We start from the raw sequence: 20,086 nt of genomic DNA on the forward strand, positions 1-20,086 counted from the left end.
TCGATCAGCTTTGTATGAATCGAATTAATTACCAGCTATATAATTGGCTAAAGATTAAACCAACCTCCCATAGCTTTAAACACTTGAACCGAGTAATAAGCGCTAATCATACTGACTACGGGTGCTAACATTAATGCAAATAATCCAAGTTCACTGCTCATCGTTTTAATCCTTTAAGTGGTTTATTTTACGTTTTTAACGCTAGCGTCAGTATTTTTAAGCGTTGTGCTATCTGTTAAAACGGGCTCATCTAATAAACCCTCTAAAACAGTTTTAGCATCAAAATAAAGCGTTTCCTTTAGTGATTTTTCAAGCTCGATTGTGGTTTGCTTAACATAGCTTGCTACACTTTGAGTTAATATATCAGTTACATCTAGGTCCACTTCTACTGCATGTACTTGCGCAGAACCTAATACTAATAAACTTGCCATAGCGATTTTAATTGAATGTTTCATAATGGTATTCCTTGTTTGTGTATTGTTTAGACGTAGTTATATACTCAAGGGTTGTGCCAACATAAAAACAAATCTTAACCAGTTGTAATTAAACAACTTTACACGCATCACTTTAATTTAAAAAATTCATCCCTCGTTAATTTAACCATTTAATTTAATTTTTTGACTACTTTTTAGTTAATAAATAAAAGGGTTTTAATGTATTAATACCGTCACACTAAATACATTTAGCGTTTATAAAAACGTCATATCTAATCGTTAAAATACGCACCACTATAAATAATTTAAAAAGTGCAGTATGACCCTTTCATCACGTCGAAATTTTTTAAAAACCTCAGCAGCAAGCATATTTACCGTCGCAGTATCGAGTGCCATTACAGGTTGTGCTCAAACATTAATAAACAAACCTCTATCGGCTATTGAATTTAAACACGGTGTAGCGAGTGGCGACCCGCTTAGTCATGCTTTAATAATTTGGACACGTGCAACTCCTTCTCAATCAAATTTTGAAGTTACTGTTGCTTGGGAGCTGGCAAGTGACTCTCAATTTAAAAACATTATTCGCAGCGGGCGCGAACAAACAGATAAAAGCAGAGACTTTACAATAAAAATAGATGTGCAAGAACTTACTCCAAACACAGAGTACTTTTATCGTTTTATAGGTTTGCAAACACAAAGCCCTATTGGCCGTGCTAAAACACTACCAATAAATAACATTGAACAAATTAAAATGGCTGTTGTGTCGTGCTCAAACTACCCTGCTGGGTACTTTAATGCCTACACAGATGCCGCTAAGCAAAAAGATTTAGATGTGGCCCTGCATTTGGGAGATTACATTTACGAATACCCAATGGGCGGATACGCTACCGAAAATGCTGAAAAAATTGGCCGCCAATTAGCAGCCGATAACAGCGGTGAAATTATTACCCTTAGCGACTATCGTAAGCGCTATGCTATTTACAGAACAGACCAAGGCCTTCAAGCACTTCATGCTGCAGCGCCTTTTATCGCAATATGGGATGATCACGAAGTTACCAACGATACCTATAAAAGTGGTGCTGAAAATCATACCCCTGATGAAGGTGACTTTTTTAAGCGCCGTGCAGCAGCTATTCAAGCCTATTACGAATGGCTGCCAATTAGACCGCCTATGGGCGAACAAAGCCCGCAAATATATCGCACCTTCGATTTTGGTAATTTAATAAGCTTACATATGCTAGATACGCGCGTAATAGCACGCGATAAACAACTCGCTTACAGCGACTATAAAAACCTAGAGACCAAACAAATGGATGTTGCTCGCTTTGCCAGTGATTTAAATAATCCAAAAAGGCAGTTACTAGGTAACACACAACTAAACTGGCTCACGAGTGCAATAACTAAATCAAATGCAAAGTGGCAAATATTAGGCCAGCAAGTATTAATGACTAAAATGTGGCTACCTACTGAAATATTCTCGCAATCCGATCGCACTAAAATACCGCATGTGTTAAAAGAGCTTGTTGCCATTAAAAAAGCCGTGCTGGCTAATAAAGCGTTAACGCCCGAGCAACTTGCACGCGTAAATACTTTAATGCCTTATAATTTAGATGCGTGGGATGGTTACCCAAGCGAGCGCGAAGCATTATACAAAAGCGTTACTGCATTAAATAAAAAGTTAGTAGTGGTTGCAGGTGATACGCACAATGCGTGGCATGGCACATTAAAAAATGCAAAAGGCGAAAGCGTAGGAGTAGAGTTTGCAACACCTGGTGTTACATCCCCGGGTATGGAGCATTATTTAGCGCTTAATACAGCACAAGCAAAGCAGATGGCTGACTCACTTTCATTGCTAATAAACGACTTAAATTATTGTGACTTATCACACCGTGGATATATGTTACTGACTATTACTAAAGAGCAAATCACAACCGATTGGCGCTATATAGATAATATAGACTCTCCAAGCTACAACATTGCTGCTCAACACCAAAGTGTCTATAAGGGCTAACATTTTGTATAAAAAGAGAAGGTAAACACATTATTTACCTTCTCGTTTATTTTATTAAACGCGCTTAATTACAACTATAAAGAAGCGTCCACGAAGCATCACTTCCTGGAATGCTGTTTGTATACCAATTTGCGCTGTATGCATTACCTTGATATTGCATTTTATCGTCGGTGTTATTGTGAGTAAACGGACCACCTGAGTAATCTTTGTTCACCCAATTAGGGTATGCATTAATACCGTTACAATCTGTTGAACTTACAACACTGCATCCATTTGTATCAACACTAGTACCTGCAGGTGTATCTGGGCACTGATCAATATCATCATTCACTCCATCGTTATCCGCATCGCTTTGTGGTTCAACTACTTCAACAACACAACCTATATTATTAACAGTTTCACCTGCAGGTGTATTAGGGCATTGATCAACATTATCGCTAATACCATCGGCATCGCTGTCAGTTACTTCACAACCAATACTATCAACCGTTGTACCTGCGGGAGTATTATCGCATTGATCAAGGCTGTCACTTATACCATCTCCATCAGAGTCTAAAGCAACCGTACTACCACCCCAACCTTGAATGATCTCTTTAACTTTAGAGCCTGAAGCGGTTAGTGAATTCCAACTACCGCCTGGAGTAAATAACGAAGCACCTTCGTTTTTATCGTTTAAAGCCCAGTTAGCGTGGCTAATATTGTTTGTTTTAAAAAATGCCATCCATGCATCAGTTTCATTAGCATTAACACCACCATTGCCATCAGCATTAACTGTTCCCCACTCTGTAGCAAATAGTGCAATGCCGTTATCGAGTGCTGTTTGTGCTTTATTTCGATACGATTGACCATGCGTGCCAGCATAAAAATGCAGGGTATAAGCAATATTGGCGCGATCAATTGGATTTTGTGATGCCACATCAACATCTTGCGACCACGTAGGCGTACCAACTACAATTAAGTTATCAGGGTCGATTGCTCTAATTTTATCAATAACTGTTTCTGCGTATGGCTTAATATCGTTAGCCCACGAGATTTGTAACGGCTCGTTATAAATTTCATAAATAACATTGTCGTACTGCCCATATTTAGTAGCTACCTCTTCAAAAAAGCGAACTGCAGTTGCCTGATCGGTATGTGCTTCATGGCTATGAAAATCAATAATAACGTACATACTCTTCGCTAATAGCTGCGTTTACAACAGTATCAAGACGGCTCATATTGCCCTGCCAATCAAAGTTCAAACTACCACCAGTACTCGTACCATGACCAATAGCTGCACGAATTAATGTTGCATTAAATTCAGTTTTTGCCTTTGCTACTGTTTCTGCTGTATAAAATTTTTCAGCGCCCCACCCCGTGTTACTCCAAAATAGGCTAGGTCCTGCAAAGCTTGTGTTTTCTCCACCTGCAAGAATTTGATTCCCACTCACCGTTAACTTCTCAACAGCGGCATTGGCCATAGTTGAGCATCCTAATAATAAAGCTAACGATAAGCTCGCCACTTTAAAATCCTTTCTTTTGTGATTGTTTGAACTGTTATTCATCGTATTTCCTTAAATTGAAATTATCAGTCGTCATTGCTTGACGTAATAAATTGACACCAAACCAATACTTAATAATTAAACAAAGTTAATTTGGCGAGCAGAAAGCACCATTTGCTTATTAACATTAAATGAATAAAAAGGTACAAGGAGAAGGATTTTAATTAACTGCGTATCAACAAGTGAGCGATTTAACGAGGTTTGAGGATTTTACTGGGTATATACAGGTATTTACACGATGTTTACATGGTGCAGGCAAAAATCTCGGTTACAAAAAATATGTATAAAAATGGAAAAAGCGGTAATAATAATTATTACCGCCATCAATAATAGCTAAATATCAGGGATAAATATGCGGGAAGAAAATTAATAAGCAAACCAAACCGAGTTCTGATTAAGTGGCTTATTTTTTAGTGGGAAGTACTTTTCTGCCCAAACGGTATGCATCCATCATGCTCAGCACCCAAATTATAATCATTAAAGGCATATACTTATATTCAGCGAGTTTAGCGCAGGCGTCAGAAGGTTGTTGCGCGGCTTTTAAAATGGCCGTAACCGACATCGGGATTTTTCCGTGTACAATTTCATTTGCAGTACACTGTGCAATCGCAAATATATCTTTTAGGGTTAAAATTAAAAGAACAGAAAATACACCTGCAAAAATAGCGCCTATAAGGTGTTTTTTTAAAGAAAAATGCCCCGCTCCAGGATAAACAATGGCGGTAAGTAAAGCAGCTTTTAAATCTTGTTTCATTTTTACCTAATATAAATTCACTTTAACGTGATCACATAAAAAAGCCACTTTGCAGTGGCTCAATTAAAATATCAAGTAGTTAAATGTATTATTGTCCACCAAACCCGAGAGTTAACTCAATACCAACAAAGCGAGGTGCTCCTGCAACAAATGTTGGGTTGCCAAATCCCCCTCCAGTATTACCTGCATCAACTAAATACTCTTTATCTAATAAGTTACTAGCAAATACACTAACAGCCCAGTCATCACCATTTGCGATACCTAAGCGCGCACTGACTAATCCAAGCCCTGGTTGGCTAATATCTAAGCCTGATATTGGCGCATTTGCTGGCTCAAAAAACACTTCAGAGCGGTAGCTATATATTAAAGAGCTCGTTAAATTAAGTGAGTTCGACAATTCTGTTGAATAAAACAGCCCCGTACTAAACGTCCACTCTGGTTGTAGTCTAAATTTATTGCCTGCGAGGTTACCGTTATTACTATCATCATCTATTTCAGCATCAAGGTAAGCCGCATTGGCAAAAACCTCAAACTCATTATTAATTAACGCCCTTACCTCAGCCTCTGCGCCAACATTAGTGGCAGAGCCCGCATCAGCAGAAAACGCAACGCCTTCATCATCCTGTAACGTAACCTGAAAGTTAGAATAATCTTGATAAAATACAGCGACAGAGTAATCTAAACGCCCGTCAAGCGCTTTGCCTTTAATACCGGTTTCGTAGTTCCAAATAATTTCCGCAGGGACTTCTGATATAGAAGCTTCGACATTTCCTTGTTCGTTGTTAGCCGAACTTACTTCAAGTACTTCCGAACGACGCCCTTTTGAAATAGTCGCATACATATTTGTAGTAGGGTTTATTATATAAAGCGCATTAAAACGTGGCAGCCAATCATCATAATCAGCATCGCCATAAAATGTTTCACCATTTGTATCAACCGTAAACAATGGCGCTTGTGTTAAAACACTATTGGGTGCAGCAGAGCTATATCCACTGCGCTTTTCTTCTTTTATATAACGAAGTCCCGCTGTTAACTCTAATGCTTCAGTAGTAGCATAAGTTACATCAGCAAACGCTGAGTACGCTTTGTTTTCACCATAGTTTGTAAACTCTAGTGAATATGGCAACTCGTTTACTACACCACCTGTTAATGCTGGCGTTAAAATATTAACGCTACCATCATTATTAATACAAGGAACACCTGAGCCCAATACACCTAAGCAATTTAAGAATATAGACTCCTCTGTACTAAATGGAATACGCTGGCTACCATCTTCTTCAAAGTAACTCACACCAAAAATACTAGTAAACTTATTCTGCGTATAAACAGCGCGTAATTCTTGGCTAAATTGATCGCCCTCAGCAGCTTCTGCAAATTCTAAAAACCATGCCTGCGTACCATCAGCATCAAACACTTCTAAAGAGTCAAAGTTACGCCCTGCAGTAATTGAGGTGATTGTTAAATCGTTACTTACATCCCAATTTACAGTCAAATTTAAATCGTTAACTGTGCGCTCCACACCTAAGTCTTTTTTTCCAAACACAGACTCTGCATACGGACTACCTGGCATTTCAACAAAGCTATATGGACTTGTATCACCACCGGTTGGTGCATAAAGCCCATTTTTAAAAGATGTACCCGAGTCATCATTTTTTTCATACGTATACACCAAGTCAATCGTTACATCGTCACTTGGTGTAATACGTAAAGACGGACGATAAGAAAAACGCTCAATAGCATGCATATCATCTTGCTTAAACCCAACCGGATTTTGGGAGTTACTATCTCCTGCAATATTTTTTATAAACCCATCACGTTCACGATAAGTAAAAGCAACACGGCCTTGCATTAAATCATTACCACCCGTTACAAAGCCACTAGCACCTTTAGCCGAGTAATTACCAACGGATGCTTTTAATTGAGCCGAAAAATCTTTTTCTGGTTTACGTGTTGCTACACTAATAGCACCTACAGAAGCTGCTGTTCCAAACAGTGTCGCTTGTGGTCCCTTAACAACTTCAATCCCTTCTACATCAAAAAGCTCAAAGTATGAGCCACGAGAGCGTGATACATCTGCTCCGTTATAATAAATAGACACACGAGGGGATGATTGAGACGACCCACTATCAGACGTAATACCACGAATTACAAAGCCCGGGTTGTTAGGGCTTTGCTCTTGAATAACAAGCCCTGGTGTTATTTCAGATAAAGTGTCTAGTTCACCTATACCCAAGCTTTCTAAAAAGTCGCCATCGTAGGCGCTTATTGTTACGGGCACATCTTGTATTGATTGCGCACGCTTTTGAGCAACAACCACTATTTCATCAAGTTCTTTATTTATGGTTTGATCTGCAAAACTATTTGTTGATGTAACGCAAATCATCGCCACAGACAATTTAGTAAGTTTAAGAAAAGGCCGTGTCGTTAATTTATTTTTCATGTTTTTCACTGTTCGTCCGGTTAATTGTTTTTAGGAATTACCAGTAATCTAACGAACTATTACGACTTTTTTACGTCTTATTAATTACGCATTGGTTAAATTGATGTTTCAACTTTATGAAAAACAATAAATTATTGTATTCATATAAAAATTATAATATTGAAAAACTCAGCGTACACTTGTACACTAAAATTCATTCAAATAGTGGTAGGATCTGTTATGTCGTTAGAAGCGCCCTATTCTAAAAAAGAAGAACAACTAAACGTAATTAGCCATGCACTTGGTATTGTATTTGCCGCATTTGTTATGTGGGATTTATTTAGCCAAGCCACCAGCACTAAAGCGTATGTAAGTACTGTAATTTATGGCAGCAGTCTATTTGTACTGTTTTTGTCGTCCACTTTGTACCATGCCAGTATTCAACCGCGCTTAAGAGCCTTTTATAAAAAGTGCGATCACTGCGCCATATATTTATTAATTGCCGGCACCTACACTCCCTTTTTATTAATCTCATTAACTGGTGCTTGGTCATGGGCCACACTTACATTTATTTGGGCGGTGGCACTAGCAGGCGTTGCGTACAAAGTATTTGTAAAAAACGGCAATAAAAAAATATCACTCGCCACCTACTTACTCATGGGTTGGTTTGCACTGGCTATTGTATATCCGCTCTACTCTAGTGTTGATGTAAAAGCACTTTACTGGCTACTTGCCGGCGGTATTTTTTATAGTTTAGGTACATTATTTTACAGCGCTAAAAGCACCCAATTTAGCCACGCAATTTGGCACTTATTTGTTATTGCAGGGTGTGTTTGCCATTATATTTCAATTAGTAATTATGTTTATTAGGCAGGTAAAGCCAATTAGAATGGTCTGGTTTGAGCGAGAAGCAGACGGTCGGTTAAACTCGTTTTTGGACAAAAATGAGTTATGACGAATGCGTGCTTTGTGCCAAAAGCCGACATCAGGTTCTAGTCTAGAAAAGGCTTAAATCGACCTAAAGCTGACGCTAGAAAATTCGAACTATCAGACTATATTGAGCGAAGAATCATCATACGATTAATCAAACTTGGCCTCAGATAAGCCTGTTTAAATAAAAGTAATATTCAAAACTGGTTTGCACAACTTTAGGAGCCGCTTGTCTTGAATTCTTAATTACGTGGAAACATTTGATTAATATACGAAAAATAGCCGACTTTCACTCCCTTAAGAATATAAAATAGATGTCAATATGGAAAACATGAGGCATCATGTATTTTAATTTTAGGAAAAATGACGTTTTATTTTACCTATACTCTGAAGCCTAGGCGTTACCACATTGTACTAAACAGGTTGTCGACTTAAATATCGGCGCGTGTGAGCAAATCTGTCGTTAAAAATAGAGGGGGTTGTGTCTGGGTTCATTTTATAGCCCTTGAGTGGTTTCGTGTTTTATCTAGATAACAAAAATTTTACCATAATAAGGCTAATTTTATTTATATTATTCAGTTAGTTATGCTGCATTGGGCTTCAAGTTGAACTCCGAAACTTGAGTCTCTAATACAAATCCATTTGATACCCATACAGAAATCTAGTGTACCATACCATCATGTTGATAAACTCATCAGCTCCATGATGAAGACGATGATGATGAAGACGATGATGAAGACGAAAATAGCACAACATCGCGTCGCTCGGCCGTGCTTCTCGACAGGCCCCGTGACAGCGGCTTATGAACTCAAGGTGGACGCGGGGGAGGTGCGACGAGATGACGCGCAAGTCGCTCTGGCGGCAAAATTCGATGCCCTGCACGAGTCTCTTGCCTCGCTCCCACCAGTACCCGTGCGCACCGACGATTCGACAGAGAGCAGCTATACAAGCAGCAGTCCACTGTTGCTGGCGCGATCCCTGGCATCCGCCCAGTCCTTTCTTCGAAAGAAGTTCCATTTGTGGACTTTTGGTCCACCACCGCGAGGCATGTACATTCATGGACCGGTCGGGGTCGGCAAGAGCTTTCTAATGGATCTCTTTTACGCGTCGGTTATTGTTCCTGATGATGATTCTTGCTGTAATAATGACAGCCACAAACACGCAAAGATTACCAAACGCCGCGTCCACTTTCATGAATTCATGCTAGACGTCCATCATCGAATCTTTGTTTACAAACAGAAGCACCCCAGAGGTGATGCGATTCCCATCATTGCGCAACAATTGGCACAAGAAGCCCAACTCCTCTGTTTCGATGAATTTCAAGTGACAGACGTTGCCGATGCCATGATTTTGAAAAGACTATTTCTATTATTATTGGATTGGAATGTCGTGGTAGTGGCCACCTCGAATCGCTCCCCCGATGCCTTGTATAAGGGAGGCATTAACCGATCCCTTTTTTTGCCATTCATAGACATGTTAAAACACACGTTCGACATTATTTCCATGGAGGGTTCCACCAAGGATTATCGACTCGAAACTCGAGCTGATGGTCAATCCTATTTTTGGTCAAACAAGGATGTTCATGGCGATAATAATAGTAACAACAACATGCAGGCGCAGTTGGAAGAAATATTTGGTGGCACTGCATCCGGAACTGAGGCCGAGGCCATTCACATACCCTTCGGTCGCACCGTCCAGGTCGCCCGATTGAATGACCGGTGCGCCTGGTTTGACTTTTCCGAGTTATGCTACCAACCACTCGGCGCGGCCGATTATATTTTCCTCTGCGACCGATTTCAGGTCCTCATCATGGACCGGGTGCCGCAATTAGACGCCAATCACCTCGACGAAGCGCGACGATTCGTGACCCTCATTGACGTGTGTTATGAATCTCGCACCCGCTTGGTGCTAGCGGCAAAAGTTCCGCTCGATGAATTATTTGTCGAGTTTGAAGCGCAAGTTGAAAGCAGTGATGGAAATGAAGAGTTGTTTGTCAGTGAGAAGGGGGGAAACTCGAGTTCCTTTGCGACGACCATGATTCGCACCAAAGAGGGTGAACAATTTGAGTGGTCGGCGACGGGTCGAAGTGGCGTGTCACTGGCACAATTATCGGCCGCCAATGATCTCGCCTTTTCCTTTCGACGAGCCGCGTCTCGGTTGGTAGAAATGGGTGGAAAGGAATGGGGACGGCAATGACGAAAGGTCTTTATCTCGCAAACCAATGCACCTATGGCAGAGCAAGGACTTGCGTCAGGCTGTGCCGTTATATTACCCGCTCTGGGATATCGGAAAAAAGGTTGGCAATAACGACTTACGGTAAGGTGCTCTACCAACTAAAAAGTGCCTTACATCAGTTGCAGAGACATCATCCTAATTTGCTAAAACTTAGGCTTATTGCTCCTGAATCGCTATGACCACGAACGTCTGCAATTGGCTCAGGTTGTGTAAAAACTTCAACAACCCAATTAATAACGCAATGCTACGTAAAATGTAAGTTTCCTTAGTTATGAAACTTGGTCAGATTTTAATGTAAGACACATATTTACATCTATTTTTGTTCAAATAATGGGCTGAAAATAGTTTTTACACAGCCTGCGCACGTGGCCGACGGATAGAGGAAGTTTATGTTGAAGGGTTTTAGCAGCAAAATACAGTAATATAATTCTTCGTTCGTATGTCTGCTTTGTCGGAATTGCCGTCCTTAAGATGATTAACTTGTTTGTCTGCTTTTCGCTCAAAGCTGACCTATAGAGTATTTACGTTAACTCGTTTTGGGGCAGAAACGAGTTACGACTGATAGCACTAAGCCGAACTTCGGCAAAAAGCGAAAACCAGTCATTCAGCTGAGCTGTAATTAGATTAGTAATCATAAGAGAAAACTTTTCTTTTTTCACATGTTTAAATAACCTACAGTAAGCCTAATATTTATAGCTGGCAATAGCTTACACTATTTGCTATTAATGTAATTTCACAAAATAAGGATGTTTTCACGCTAAGATAGGTAAAGTGTCCTCTGATAAAGTGTTAAGAGAATACATATGGATCAGACTAACTATTTTGATAAAAACTACGACCTGATCAGTTCATATATAAATTTGACTAAGGGAAGAAAGGTTTATATCGGTACGAAAGAAGACAGAGTTTGCAGGTTTTGTGATAGGTCTTCCCCTGATGTCGATTTTAAAAATATTGCACATGCAATCCCTGAGTTTACAGGCAACAAATCTCTCGTAGCATATGATGAATGCGATGTTTGCAATGAGAAATTTAGCAGGACAATAGAAGACCATCTAGCAAAATACCTTGGCGCGCAAAGAACATTGGCTCAAGTTCATGGGAAAAAAGGTGTTCCAACTTATGTCGGCAAAGATGGAAAAACTAGAATATCAATGAAAGAGTATGGTATCTCATTAACTAGCTATGAAGAAAATCCGATATATGAAATTGACGAAGAAAAAAAATCTATAAAAATAACTGCTCACAGACAGCCATATATTCCAGCAGCCGTATTCAAATGTTTGGTAAAAATGGCTATATCAGTTGCACCTAAGCAAGATCTAAGTAGCCTCAAGCATTTAATAACATGGATTGGTTTAGAAGCTCATACTTATGAGTCACTACCTTACCGACCTTTAATTGTTTTTGAACAATTTACACCTGGGCCTATGCCATATAGTGGAGTAACTATTTTTCTATTACGCCGAAAAGGTGCTGTAAACGATGTTCCGTATATGCAATTTGTAATAGCATTTGCTAACACAATGTTTCAAATTGTATTACCAATGCTAAATGAAGACAGTGAAATAATGGGTAAGCCAATTCAACTAACATTATTTCCAATTCCGTTTAGCAAAGACTACAAGTATGGAAATACATCAACAAAAAAATTAGATATGAGTTCTTTTGAAACTATAAGAAATGAAGAGCAGATTTTGTATATGGGTTATGAGAGTCTTGAAAAAAATCCCCCTTAACAAGGCCAAGTAACATTAGTCGCTGCGCTCCTTGGACAGACTTGCCGCTGCACTTTTTGTGCATGGCTTCGCCATGATTGCACAAAAATCACAGCAACAAGTCTGCCGTTGTTGGCAGCGTTAACGTCCGCTATTGGCACTCTCCAGCCACTCGACAACATAAAATGTTGATAATAATTGGCAAGGTATTTTACTGTGTCGGATGGCGCTTCGCTTATCCGACCTACACTGGCACTTTTGGGGCAACAGCAGAAGTATTCGTGATTAGCGCATTTTAAGATTGTTATGTGTAATAGAGTATACAGAGTATGAATATCGGAATATACATATACGATGATGCAGAAGTTCTTGATTTCTCTGGACCATTTGAAGTTTTAAGCACTGCAAATCGTTTAGGCAATAAAAATTGGAATGTATTTTTAGTTTCTGAAAAACCTGATGTTGTACAAGCTCGTGGTGGTTTTCCAGTGCACGGACATTTCTCATTTGAGACTCATCCGAATATTGATGTGCTTATAGTTGTTGGAGGTATACATACAGGGGAAGTTAAAAAGCCTACTGTAATATCTTGGATTTCGAATGTTGCTAGTACATCAAAAAGAGTCGCATCTGTCTGTACAGGAGCGTTCATTTTAGCTGAAGCTAATTTACTAAATGGTTTAACAGTTACAACGCATTGGGAAGATATAGCCGATCTCAGTGCTACCTACCCCAAATTAAATGTTGTGAGTGATCATCGTTGGGTCTCTCAAGGTAAATATATAACTTCTGGTGGCATATCAGCTGGAATTGATATGAGTTTACACTTAGTGTCAGAACTATCGACATTAAATTTAGCTGAGCAAACAGCTAAGCAAATGGAGTATCACTGGCAAAAATGCACATAACAACAGGCTAAGTCGTCGTAGTCAGCAAGTGGCACTTACTGCCAATAATAGTCACATCACTCCCACCTGCACTCGCGCATATTCACTTTGTCGTTTTTAAACAGTACGCCTTCTGATAATAACTTTTCGCGTTGTTCTTGGTATTTTTCGCTACCTTCAGGGAATGATATTTTACCTTGGCCATTCACTACCCTGTGCCAAGGTATAACTGAGTCGTTTGGCATCATTTTTAATAAGCGCCCGACCAACCGTGAGTTTTGCGGATAACCAGCAAGAGCTGCAACTTGCCCGTAACTTGCTACTTTTCCTACTGGTATGCCTGCGATAACAGTATAAATAAGTGTTTCTTTATCAATATCCATTGTTGTTAGAATATTCCTTACTTAATTGTTTAAATTGCTCCCAAATAGTACGCGCTACAGGGCCGTGATGCATTGCATGCTGCCTAAAGGCTCTAATTTGCGCGCTAAATTTATGCTCTCGGTCAGTTATGTGTATTTCTTGAAGTAAGCCTGCTTTTATTTCAGGGTCGCAGTGCTCTAGGCTCATCATTGCCCAACCCGCGCCTGAGAGTAAAAACGATTTTAGGGTCGATACATCATCAATTTTCATCATGGCGGAGCCTTTTGAGTACGATAGCCTGTCGCTGTCGATACTCAAGTCACTTTCAAACATGGCTAAACACGGATACGTTTGCAGTTCGCTATAGGTGAGTTTTTGAGGGAGCACGCCTTTAGCGCTCACAATACCAATATCAAGCCTGCCTATGGGTACACTTTCTAAATCGCCTGTCGCATGAAATAAATCAAACCACGGGCCAATGCCTAATTCGGCTTGCCCACTATTTACTTGCTCTAACGAAATAAAGCGCTTCCCGCTTGTTAAGCTAAACTCTGTGCTGGTAAACAACCTAAAAGTATTACTTATGATCTCGTTGTAACTCTGCATATGACAAAGTTGCTCGTAACAAACTCTAAATTGGGGTTCATTACCGAGTGCCAATTCTTTAGCGAGCTGTGCTAGCTCGTCGTTGGCATGCAGTAGTTGCTGCGCTTCGCGGTGAAAAACACGCCCTTTTTCAGTAAGCTGTAATCGGTACTTACTTCTGTCTAGTAACTCAAATCCTATTTTGGCTTCTAAGTTTTTGATGGCGAGTGTAAGCGCGGGCTGCGTTTTATGTAGCTTTAGTGCTGCTCCGCTTAAGCTTGCGCTTTGCACTATGGCATCTAAAATTATTAATTGATTCAGCTTCATATACCGCCCTGCAACATCATAAATAAAACTTATTGAGTTTCTAAAATTTAATGATTTTTATTTTATATGTTTGCAGCGTATGCTGCACTTAATTATTTTGCCATCATTGCAACGGAGAAGACATGAAACTCTTTCGTCTATGTTTATTAACAACGACCTTACTTAGCTTAATAGCCTGTTCTGAGCCAGAACAACAAGTTAAAGAAGAGCCTATTCGCCCTGTTAAATTATTCAACATAGGTCATGATACGCAAATTAACATTCGTAGTTTTCCTGCTGAAGTTGTTGCAAACCAAGGCTCTTACCTTGCTTTTAGGGTAAACGGTGAACTTATTAAGTTTCCGGTTCTTGCTGGTGAACACGTTGAAAAAGGTGATTTATTAGCAAAACTGGACCCAGAAGATTTTCAATTACAGTTTGACGAACGTAAAGCGCGCTTTGAATTGGCAAAGTCACAACTTGGCCGTATTGAGCAATTGTTTGAGAAAAAAATCACCAGCCAATCAGAATTAGATCAAGCCACTGCTAATATGCAAATTGCTGAATCTGCATTTAGAATTGCACAAACGAACCTTGAATACAGTGAACTACGCGCACCATTTTCAGGCACGGTCGCAAAAGTATTTGTTAAAAACTTTGAAAATATTCAAGCAAAGCAAAATATATTACGCTTAGAAACACGCGATTTAATGGACGTAGAAATTCAGGTTCCTGAAAAAATAATCGCTCGCCTTAAAAAAGGCACCGATTACCACCCTACTGTAAAGTTTGATGGCTTTGACGATAAAGAATACACACTTGATATCAAAGAGTGGGACACCCAAGCTGACCCTGCAACGCTTACCTATAAAGTTGTGTTTTCGCTACCAGTACCTGAGGACTTTAATTTACTAGCGGGTATGACGGGTAGCGTGCTTATAGATTTAAGTAAAGTAACACGCTCGCAAGTTGCTTATACAATATTACCTATCGAGTCGGTGTTTTCTGAGCCGCAAGAATCAATTGAAGATAACGCCTACGTATGGCTTTTTGATTCAAAAACTAGCCAAGTGCACAAACAAGCTGTAAAGGTTGGCCAGTTGCACCGCGATGGTATTGAAGTATTAAGCGGTATTGAAGAAGGCCAAATTGTGGTTTCTGCCGGTGTGCATTCACTAAAAGAAGGCATGAAAGTAAGAGCATGGAATAAAGAGCGAGGCTTATAATTATGAGCTTTGCACAACTCTCCATAGAGAAAAAAGTAATCAGTTGGATGTTTACGCTGCTGCTATTAATTGGCGGTAGTGTGTCGTACTTTGATTTAGGGCAATTAGAAGACCCTGAGTTTACGCTTAAAAAAGCCATGGTTATAACCATGTACCCTGGCGCTTCGCCGCAGCAAGTTGAAGAAGAAGTTACTTTTCCGATTGAAAACGCGATTCAGCAATTACCTTATGTTGATTACGTTACGTCTATTTCATCTAACGGGAAATCACAAATTACTGTTGAAATGAAAAGCACTTATCGTAAAGAACAGCTTCGCCAAATTTGGGATGAAATGCGTCGAAAAATTAACGACCTTTCTCCGTCATTACCCAGTGGTGTTTACCCAAGCACTATTTTGGACGACTTTGCCGACGTTTACGGTGTTATGTATTCGGTAACCGGTGATGGTTATTCGTATGACGAGCTTAAAGATTACGTCGATTTTTTAAAACGTGAACTGGTATTGGTTAAAGGCGTAAGTAAAGTAACAATAGCGGGTGAACAACAAGCGCAAGTAATGGTTGAAGTTTCTACGCGTAAACTTGCTCAATTAGGTATTGCGCCAAGCCATATATTCCAGTTATTGCAATCGCAAAACACGGTATCTAACGCGGGTAAAATTCGCGTGGGCGATGAATCAATTCGCCTGCACCCTACCGGTGAATTTAAAGACGTAAAAGAACTCGAAACGTTGCTTATTTCAAAATCGGGTGAAAGTGAACTTATTTATTTAGGCGATGTTGCAAAGGTTTACAGAGAGTATGCAGAAGTACCAAATAACATTATTCGTTATAACTCTCAGCAAGCTTTACTTATTGGCGTGTCGTTTATGTCGGGTGTTAACGTGGTTGATGTGGGTAAAAACATAGACGAGCATTTAGCATCACTTGAATATCAACGCCCACATGGTATTCACATAAATTCTGTATACAACCAACCACAAGAGGTTCAAAAGTCGGTTGATGGTTTTATTATCAGCTTACTTGAAGCCATTGCGATTGTTATTGTAGTCCTGCTGTTATTTATGGGTTTAAAAAGCGGTATTTTAATTGGTGGTATTTTACTGCTTACCGTACTGGGTACGTTTATATTTATGAAGTTGTTTGCTATCGACTTGCAACGAATATCGCTTGGGGCACTTATTATTGCGCTTGGTATGCTGGTTGATAACGCAATAGTCGTCACCGAAGGCATACTTATAAACCTTAAACGTGGCCAAACAAAACTCAAAGCGGCTGTTAATATTGTTGAGCAAACAAAATGGCCTTTACTAGGTGCAACAGTAATTGCAGTCACTGCCTTTGCGCCAATTGGTTTAAGCTCTGATGCCAGTGGTGAATTTGCCGGTAGCTTGTTTTGGGTGTTGTTTATTTCGCTTTTATTAAGCTGGATAACAGCAATTACGCTAACGCCTTTTTTTGCTAATTTAATGTTTAAAGAAAACGAATTTAAAAACGAAGAAGGCCAAGAAGATGAAGACCCATATAAAGGCTTTATTTTTAATGGTTACAAAGCGATTTTAGATTTAGCGCTGCACTTTAGAAAAACCACGCTTATATTAATGGTTGTTTTACTGTGTACAGCGGTTGTTGGTTTTGGCTCTGTAAAACAGTCGTTTTTTCCTGCCTCTAATACGCCTATGTTTTATGTAGATTACTGGCAAGAGCAAGGTTCTGATATTCGCTCAACCCTTGAGGGCGTTAAAAAACTTGAACAGTTTTTATTAAAAGAACAGCTTGTTGAAGAAGTAACAAGTACAACAGGCCAAGGTGCTCCGCGCTTTATGCTTACCTACGCGCCAGAAAAATCATACCCAGCGTACGGGCAATTAATTATTCGTGTTTCCAACAGAGAAGCCGTAGCAACTGTAATGCAAACAGTGCGTGATTACTCACACAATTATGCACTCTCTGCACAGCTTAAAATTAAACCTATGGAAATTGGCCCCTCTACTGATGCAAAAATAGAAGCTCGTTTTTCGGGTCCTGACCCCGTGGTATTAAGGCAGTTATCCGCTAAAGCCAAAGAGATATTAGGCAAAGACGACGGTGCATTCAATATTCGAGATGACTGGCGCGCACGTACCAAAATGATTCGCCCGCAATTTAACGAGCAAAAAGCACGTCGATTAGGTATTAGTAAATCAGATTTAGACAATGTATTACTAACGAGCTTATCGGGTAAACAAGTGGGCGTATATCGCGATGGCACGCAGTTGCTACCCATTATTGCCCGTTCTCCCGCTAACGAGCGCTTAAACGTAGAAAGCGTACACGACCTTCAAATATACAGCCCAGTATTGGGTGTATTTGTACCAGTGACTCAGGTTGTAGACGAATTTGATGTGCAGTGGGAAGACAGCCTAATAATGCGCCGCGATCGCAAACGTACTATTACAGTAATGGCCGATAATAATGTATTAGGGGATGAAACACCTGCAAAACTATTTGCCCGTATTCGCGGTCCGATAGAGAACATGGAACTACCGCGTGGTTACCAACTAGAATGGGGCGGCGAGTTTGAGTCATCAAGCAAGGCGCAAAAAGCAATATTTGGCTCATTACCTCTGGGTTATTTAGCGATGTTTGCAGTCACGGTATTACTTTTTAACTCACTTAAACAGCCACTTGTTATTTGGGCAACTGTGCCGTTGGCTATTATTGGTGTAAGCGCCGGCTTGTTAGCGATGAATGCTCCGTTTAGCTTTATGGGGCTACTTGGTTTGTTAAGCTTAAGCGGTATGCTAATTAAAAACGGTATTGTATTAGTTGATCAAATAAATCTTGAATTAAGGGAAGGTAAATCGCCCTATGAGGCCGTGTTTGACTCTGGTGTGAGCCGTGTACGACCGGTTGCAATGGCAGCTATAACCACTATTTTGGGTATGATCCCGCTGTTATTTGACGTGTTTTTTCAGTCAATGGCGGTAACGATTATGTTTGGTCTAGGCTTTGCTACAATTTTGACTCTAATTGTAGTGCCAGTACTTTACACGGTTATATTTAGAATTGATTACGAGCCACGTAAGTAGTTAAACATATAATTGGTTAACATTAAAAAATGCCACAGGCTCAAGGTCAGTGGCATTTTTATTTAATACCGATGAAAAAAGAAAGGCTACATATTTAGTTGTTAAGAAACTAACCGCAACACTTTTTATATTTTTTGCCACTACCACATACACAAGGTGCGTTACGCTCTGGTACTTTATCAAATACTTGTGGTGTTGACTTGCTAAGCGCAAAGTCTAGTTCGCGAATATCTTCTGGTACGTCTGCTTTAACTTCAATTGAAGCAAACAGCGAATGCTCTTCTAGTATTGCTTCTATTTCTGATTGTCGTTCAGCTGAGTTTACAATTAGCGTTAACGGGTGTAACTCTGTGCCGACCTTTGCGGTACGATTTGGCGCAAATCCATTACTGTTATTTTTACCCATTATGTCGGGCTTACCCATAAAGAAAAATTTTGACATGTTACTTCTATAACCTTTCTACATTATTAAGACGGCGCATCTTAACAGCTTACCCAACATATAACTAAGTGTACTTGCTAATGCACAATATAAATCAAGCTTTAGCGTATATACGCCTAATATAGCGACATAATGAGACCATTTAATGGATTTAGGCAAAATTTGAATTCGAAATATAGTAAAATTATCATGACTCAACTTAGTGCCGTTTTAGTATCTAACTCAATATTATGGAAAAGCATTGGAAACCTTTAAAATTGCAGTACTAATAGCAGGCAGTCTTTTTATACTTTTTGGTTATTTACGCTTTATAACTGACGATAGTGGTAACGTGAACTTAAACAACTACCGTTTTACAGGGGGCATACTACTGGTTATTTCCGGTATGGTTGATGGCACACGCGACCTTGTTAAGCGCTTGCGTTCTAAAAACTCGTTATCGGCGATTGCAGTTTATTTAGGTATACTCTTATTTTATATTGGCTTTAGCATTCAATAGCTAAACATTAAGCGCTAATTTGGGCTTTATACAAGCAGCATTTTATAAGTGAATCCCCTGTGACCTTTAAACAACTATTCAACAGCGCCTTATTACTTTTAGTAACAGCACCTCCGCTGGTTTTACTTGCATGGGATGAACAAGCCGATCCCGCTTTTATCCCCAACGGTATATATAACACCTTAACATTTACGTTATTTCCAATAATGACGATCGTGTTATCGGTTGCTTTATTTAAGCACCTATATAAAAAATACAATAATAACTTTGAATTTAAACATACGGTTAAAGATTATATTGTTGAGCACGGGAAATTCCGCTCAGTATTTATACCAATCGGTTTACCTATTTTAATTTACTTATGGTTGTGGACGTCAGTATGTATTTCAGTAAAGTTACTGGCTAATAAATACGGCGATAATATATGGCAGCAAGAATATCAGTTACTCGAAGTAGGTACTTGCCCAACTGATTATGAATACAGTTGCGCAAAACTGACTGTACTGGATTTAAAAAGCTATAAAAAGCACACTTTTAGATGGTATTTAGATAAAGGTAGATTGGTGGGTTTGCAAAATAACAACGTAAACTTAGTGGGCGTTAAAAGCCCACTTGGTAATATAGTACAAGAAATACAGTGGTAGTAGAATACCACTTAGCTGCAC

16 protein-coding genes and 1 pseudogene are annotated in these 20,086 nt (G+C 39.6%); 10 read left to right on the top strand and 7 right to left on the bottom strand.

From position 1 onward, the window contains the following. Positions 1–182: 182 nt before the first annotated feature. Positions 183–455, bottom strand: coding sequence for a hypothetical protein (locus I6E85_RS07855; RefSeq protein WP_165740201.1), 273 nt, complete (start codon positions 453–455; stop codon positions 183–185). A 298-nt stretch (positions 456–753) separates the two neighbouring features. On the opposite strand from I6E85_RS07855, the gene I6E85_RS07860 reads away from it, so the two are divergent. Continuing rightward, on the top strand, positions 754–2,445 hold the full coding sequence (locus I6E85_RS07860; protein WP_197236790.1) for an alkaline phosphatase: 1,692 nt from the start codon (positions 754–756) through the stop codon (positions 2,443–2,445). 64 nt (positions 2,446–2,509) lie between these two features. On the opposite strand, the pseudogene I6E85_RS21145 reads toward I6E85_RS07860, so the two are convergent. The 3 genes and pseudogenes from I6E85_RS21145 to I6E85_RS07875 all read right to left on the bottom strand — a co-directional run bounded on the left by I6E85_RS21145 (position 2,510) and on the right by I6E85_RS07875 (position 7,180). Further along, positions 2,510–3,989 (bottom strand): annotated as a pseudogene (locus I6E85_RS21145) (cellulase family glycosylhydrolase). Between the two features lie 400 nt (positions 3,990–4,389). Then, positions 4,390–4,740 carry a hypothetical protein gene (locus tag I6E85_RS07870; protein WP_197236791.1) on the bottom strand — a complete coding sequence of 117 codons (351 nt, stop codon included), beginning with the start codon at positions 4,738–4,740 and terminating at the stop codon, positions 4,390–4,392. Between the two features lie 88 nt (positions 4,741–4,828). Continuing rightward, complete coding sequence (locus I6E85_RS07875) at positions 4,829–7,180, bottom strand: TonB-dependent receptor (RefSeq protein WP_197236792.1); 2,352 nt, start codon at positions 7,178–7,180, stop codon at positions 4,829–4,831. 219 nt (positions 7,181–7,399) lie between these two features. Here I6E85_RS07875 and I6E85_RS07880 point away from each other — a divergent pair, with 219 nt between their 5' ends. The 5 genes from I6E85_RS07880 to I6E85_RS07900 all read left to right on the top strand — a co-directional run bounded on the left by I6E85_RS07880 (position 7,400) and on the right by I6E85_RS07900 (position 12,950). Next, on the top strand, positions 7,400–8,029 hold the full coding sequence (locus I6E85_RS07880) for a hemolysin III family protein (RefSeq protein WP_024591098.1): 630 nt from the start codon (positions 7,400–7,402) through the stop codon (positions 8,027–8,029). 762 nt (positions 8,030–8,791) lie between these two features. Beyond that, positions 8,792–10,285, top strand: a complete 1,494-nt coding sequence (gene zapE, locus I6E85_RS07885; protein WP_231621023.1) for a cell division protein ZapE — start codon at positions 8,792–8,794, stop codon at positions 10,283–10,285. Then, complete coding sequence (locus tag I6E85_RS07890; protein WP_160173138.1) at positions 10,282–10,503, top strand: transposase; 222 nt, start codon at positions 10,282–10,284, stop codon at positions 10,501–10,503. The genes zapE and I6E85_RS07890 overlap by 4 nt, the downstream gene beginning before the upstream one ends. 624 nt (positions 10,504–11,127) lie before the next feature. Then, entirely contained in the window at positions 11,128–12,063 is a 936-nt protein-coding gene (locus I6E85_RS07895; protein ID WP_197236793.1) for an HNH endonuclease, read from the top strand. A 308-nt stretch (positions 12,064–12,371) separates the two neighbouring features. Next, complete coding sequence (locus I6E85_RS07900; protein WP_096794574.1) at positions 12,372–12,950, top strand: DJ-1/PfpI family protein; 579 nt, start codon at positions 12,372–12,374, stop codon at positions 12,948–12,950. A gap of 56 nt (positions 12,951–13,006) precedes the next feature. Here the strand turns inward: I6E85_RS07900 and I6E85_RS07905 are convergent, their stop codons facing one another. Then, positions 13,007–13,312, bottom strand: a complete 306-nt coding sequence (locus I6E85_RS07905) for an MGMT family protein (protein WP_008169677.1) — start codon at positions 13,310–13,312, stop codon at positions 13,007–13,009. Further along, complete coding sequence (locus tag I6E85_RS07910; protein ID WP_010552989.1) at positions 13,302–14,204, bottom strand: LysR family transcriptional regulator; 903 nt, start codon at positions 14,202–14,204, stop codon at positions 13,302–13,304. The genes I6E85_RS07905 and I6E85_RS07910 overlap by 11 nt, the downstream gene beginning before the upstream one ends. A 122-nt stretch (positions 14,205–14,326) precedes the next feature. Here I6E85_RS07910 and I6E85_RS07915 point away from each other — a divergent pair, with 122 nt between their 5' ends. After that, positions 14,327–15,409 (top strand): efflux RND transporter periplasmic adaptor subunit, encoded by a 1,083-nt coding sequence (locus I6E85_RS07915; RefSeq protein WP_010552990.1) that lies wholly within the window; start codon positions 14,327–14,329, stop codon positions 15,407–15,409. A 2-nt stretch (positions 15,410–15,411) separates the two neighbouring features. Next, positions 15,412–18,480 carry an efflux RND transporter permease subunit gene (locus I6E85_RS07920; protein WP_197236794.1) on the top strand — a complete coding sequence of 1,023 codons (3,069 nt, stop codon included), beginning with the start codon at positions 15,412–15,414 and terminating at the stop codon, positions 18,478–18,480. A gap of 109 nt (positions 18,481–18,589) precedes the next feature. Here the strand turns inward: I6E85_RS07920 and I6E85_RS07925 are convergent, their stop codons facing one another. After that, the gene (locus tag I6E85_RS07925) at positions 18,590–18,922 is read right to left on the bottom strand and encodes a PBPRA1643 family SWIM/SEC-C metal-binding motif protein (RefSeq protein ID WP_010552992.1); all 333 of its coding nucleotides are present in this window, start codon (positions 18,920–18,922) and stop codon (positions 18,590–18,592) included. 241 nt (positions 18,923–19,163) lie between these two features. On the opposite strand from I6E85_RS07925, the gene I6E85_RS07930 reads away from it, so the two are divergent. Beyond that, positions 19,164–19,421: a hypothetical protein gene (locus I6E85_RS07930; RefSeq protein WP_024591778.1), complete on the top strand. Its 258-nt coding sequence runs from the start codon at positions 19,164–19,166 to the stop codon at positions 19,419–19,421. 59 nt (positions 19,422–19,480) lie between these two features. Continuing rightward, entirely contained in the window at positions 19,481–20,065 is a 585-nt protein-coding gene (locus I6E85_RS07935) for a hypothetical protein (protein WP_197236795.1), read from the top strand. The last annotated feature ends 21 nt before the right edge of the window (positions 20,066–20,086 follow it).

Origin of the sequence: Pseudoalteromonas sp. NZS71 (assembly GCF_015864715.1) — a bacterium.
In the GTDB taxonomy this organism is placed as follows: domain Bacteria; phylum Pseudomonadota; class Gammaproteobacteria; order Enterobacterales; family Alteromonadaceae; genus Pseudoalteromonas; species Pseudoalteromonas arctica.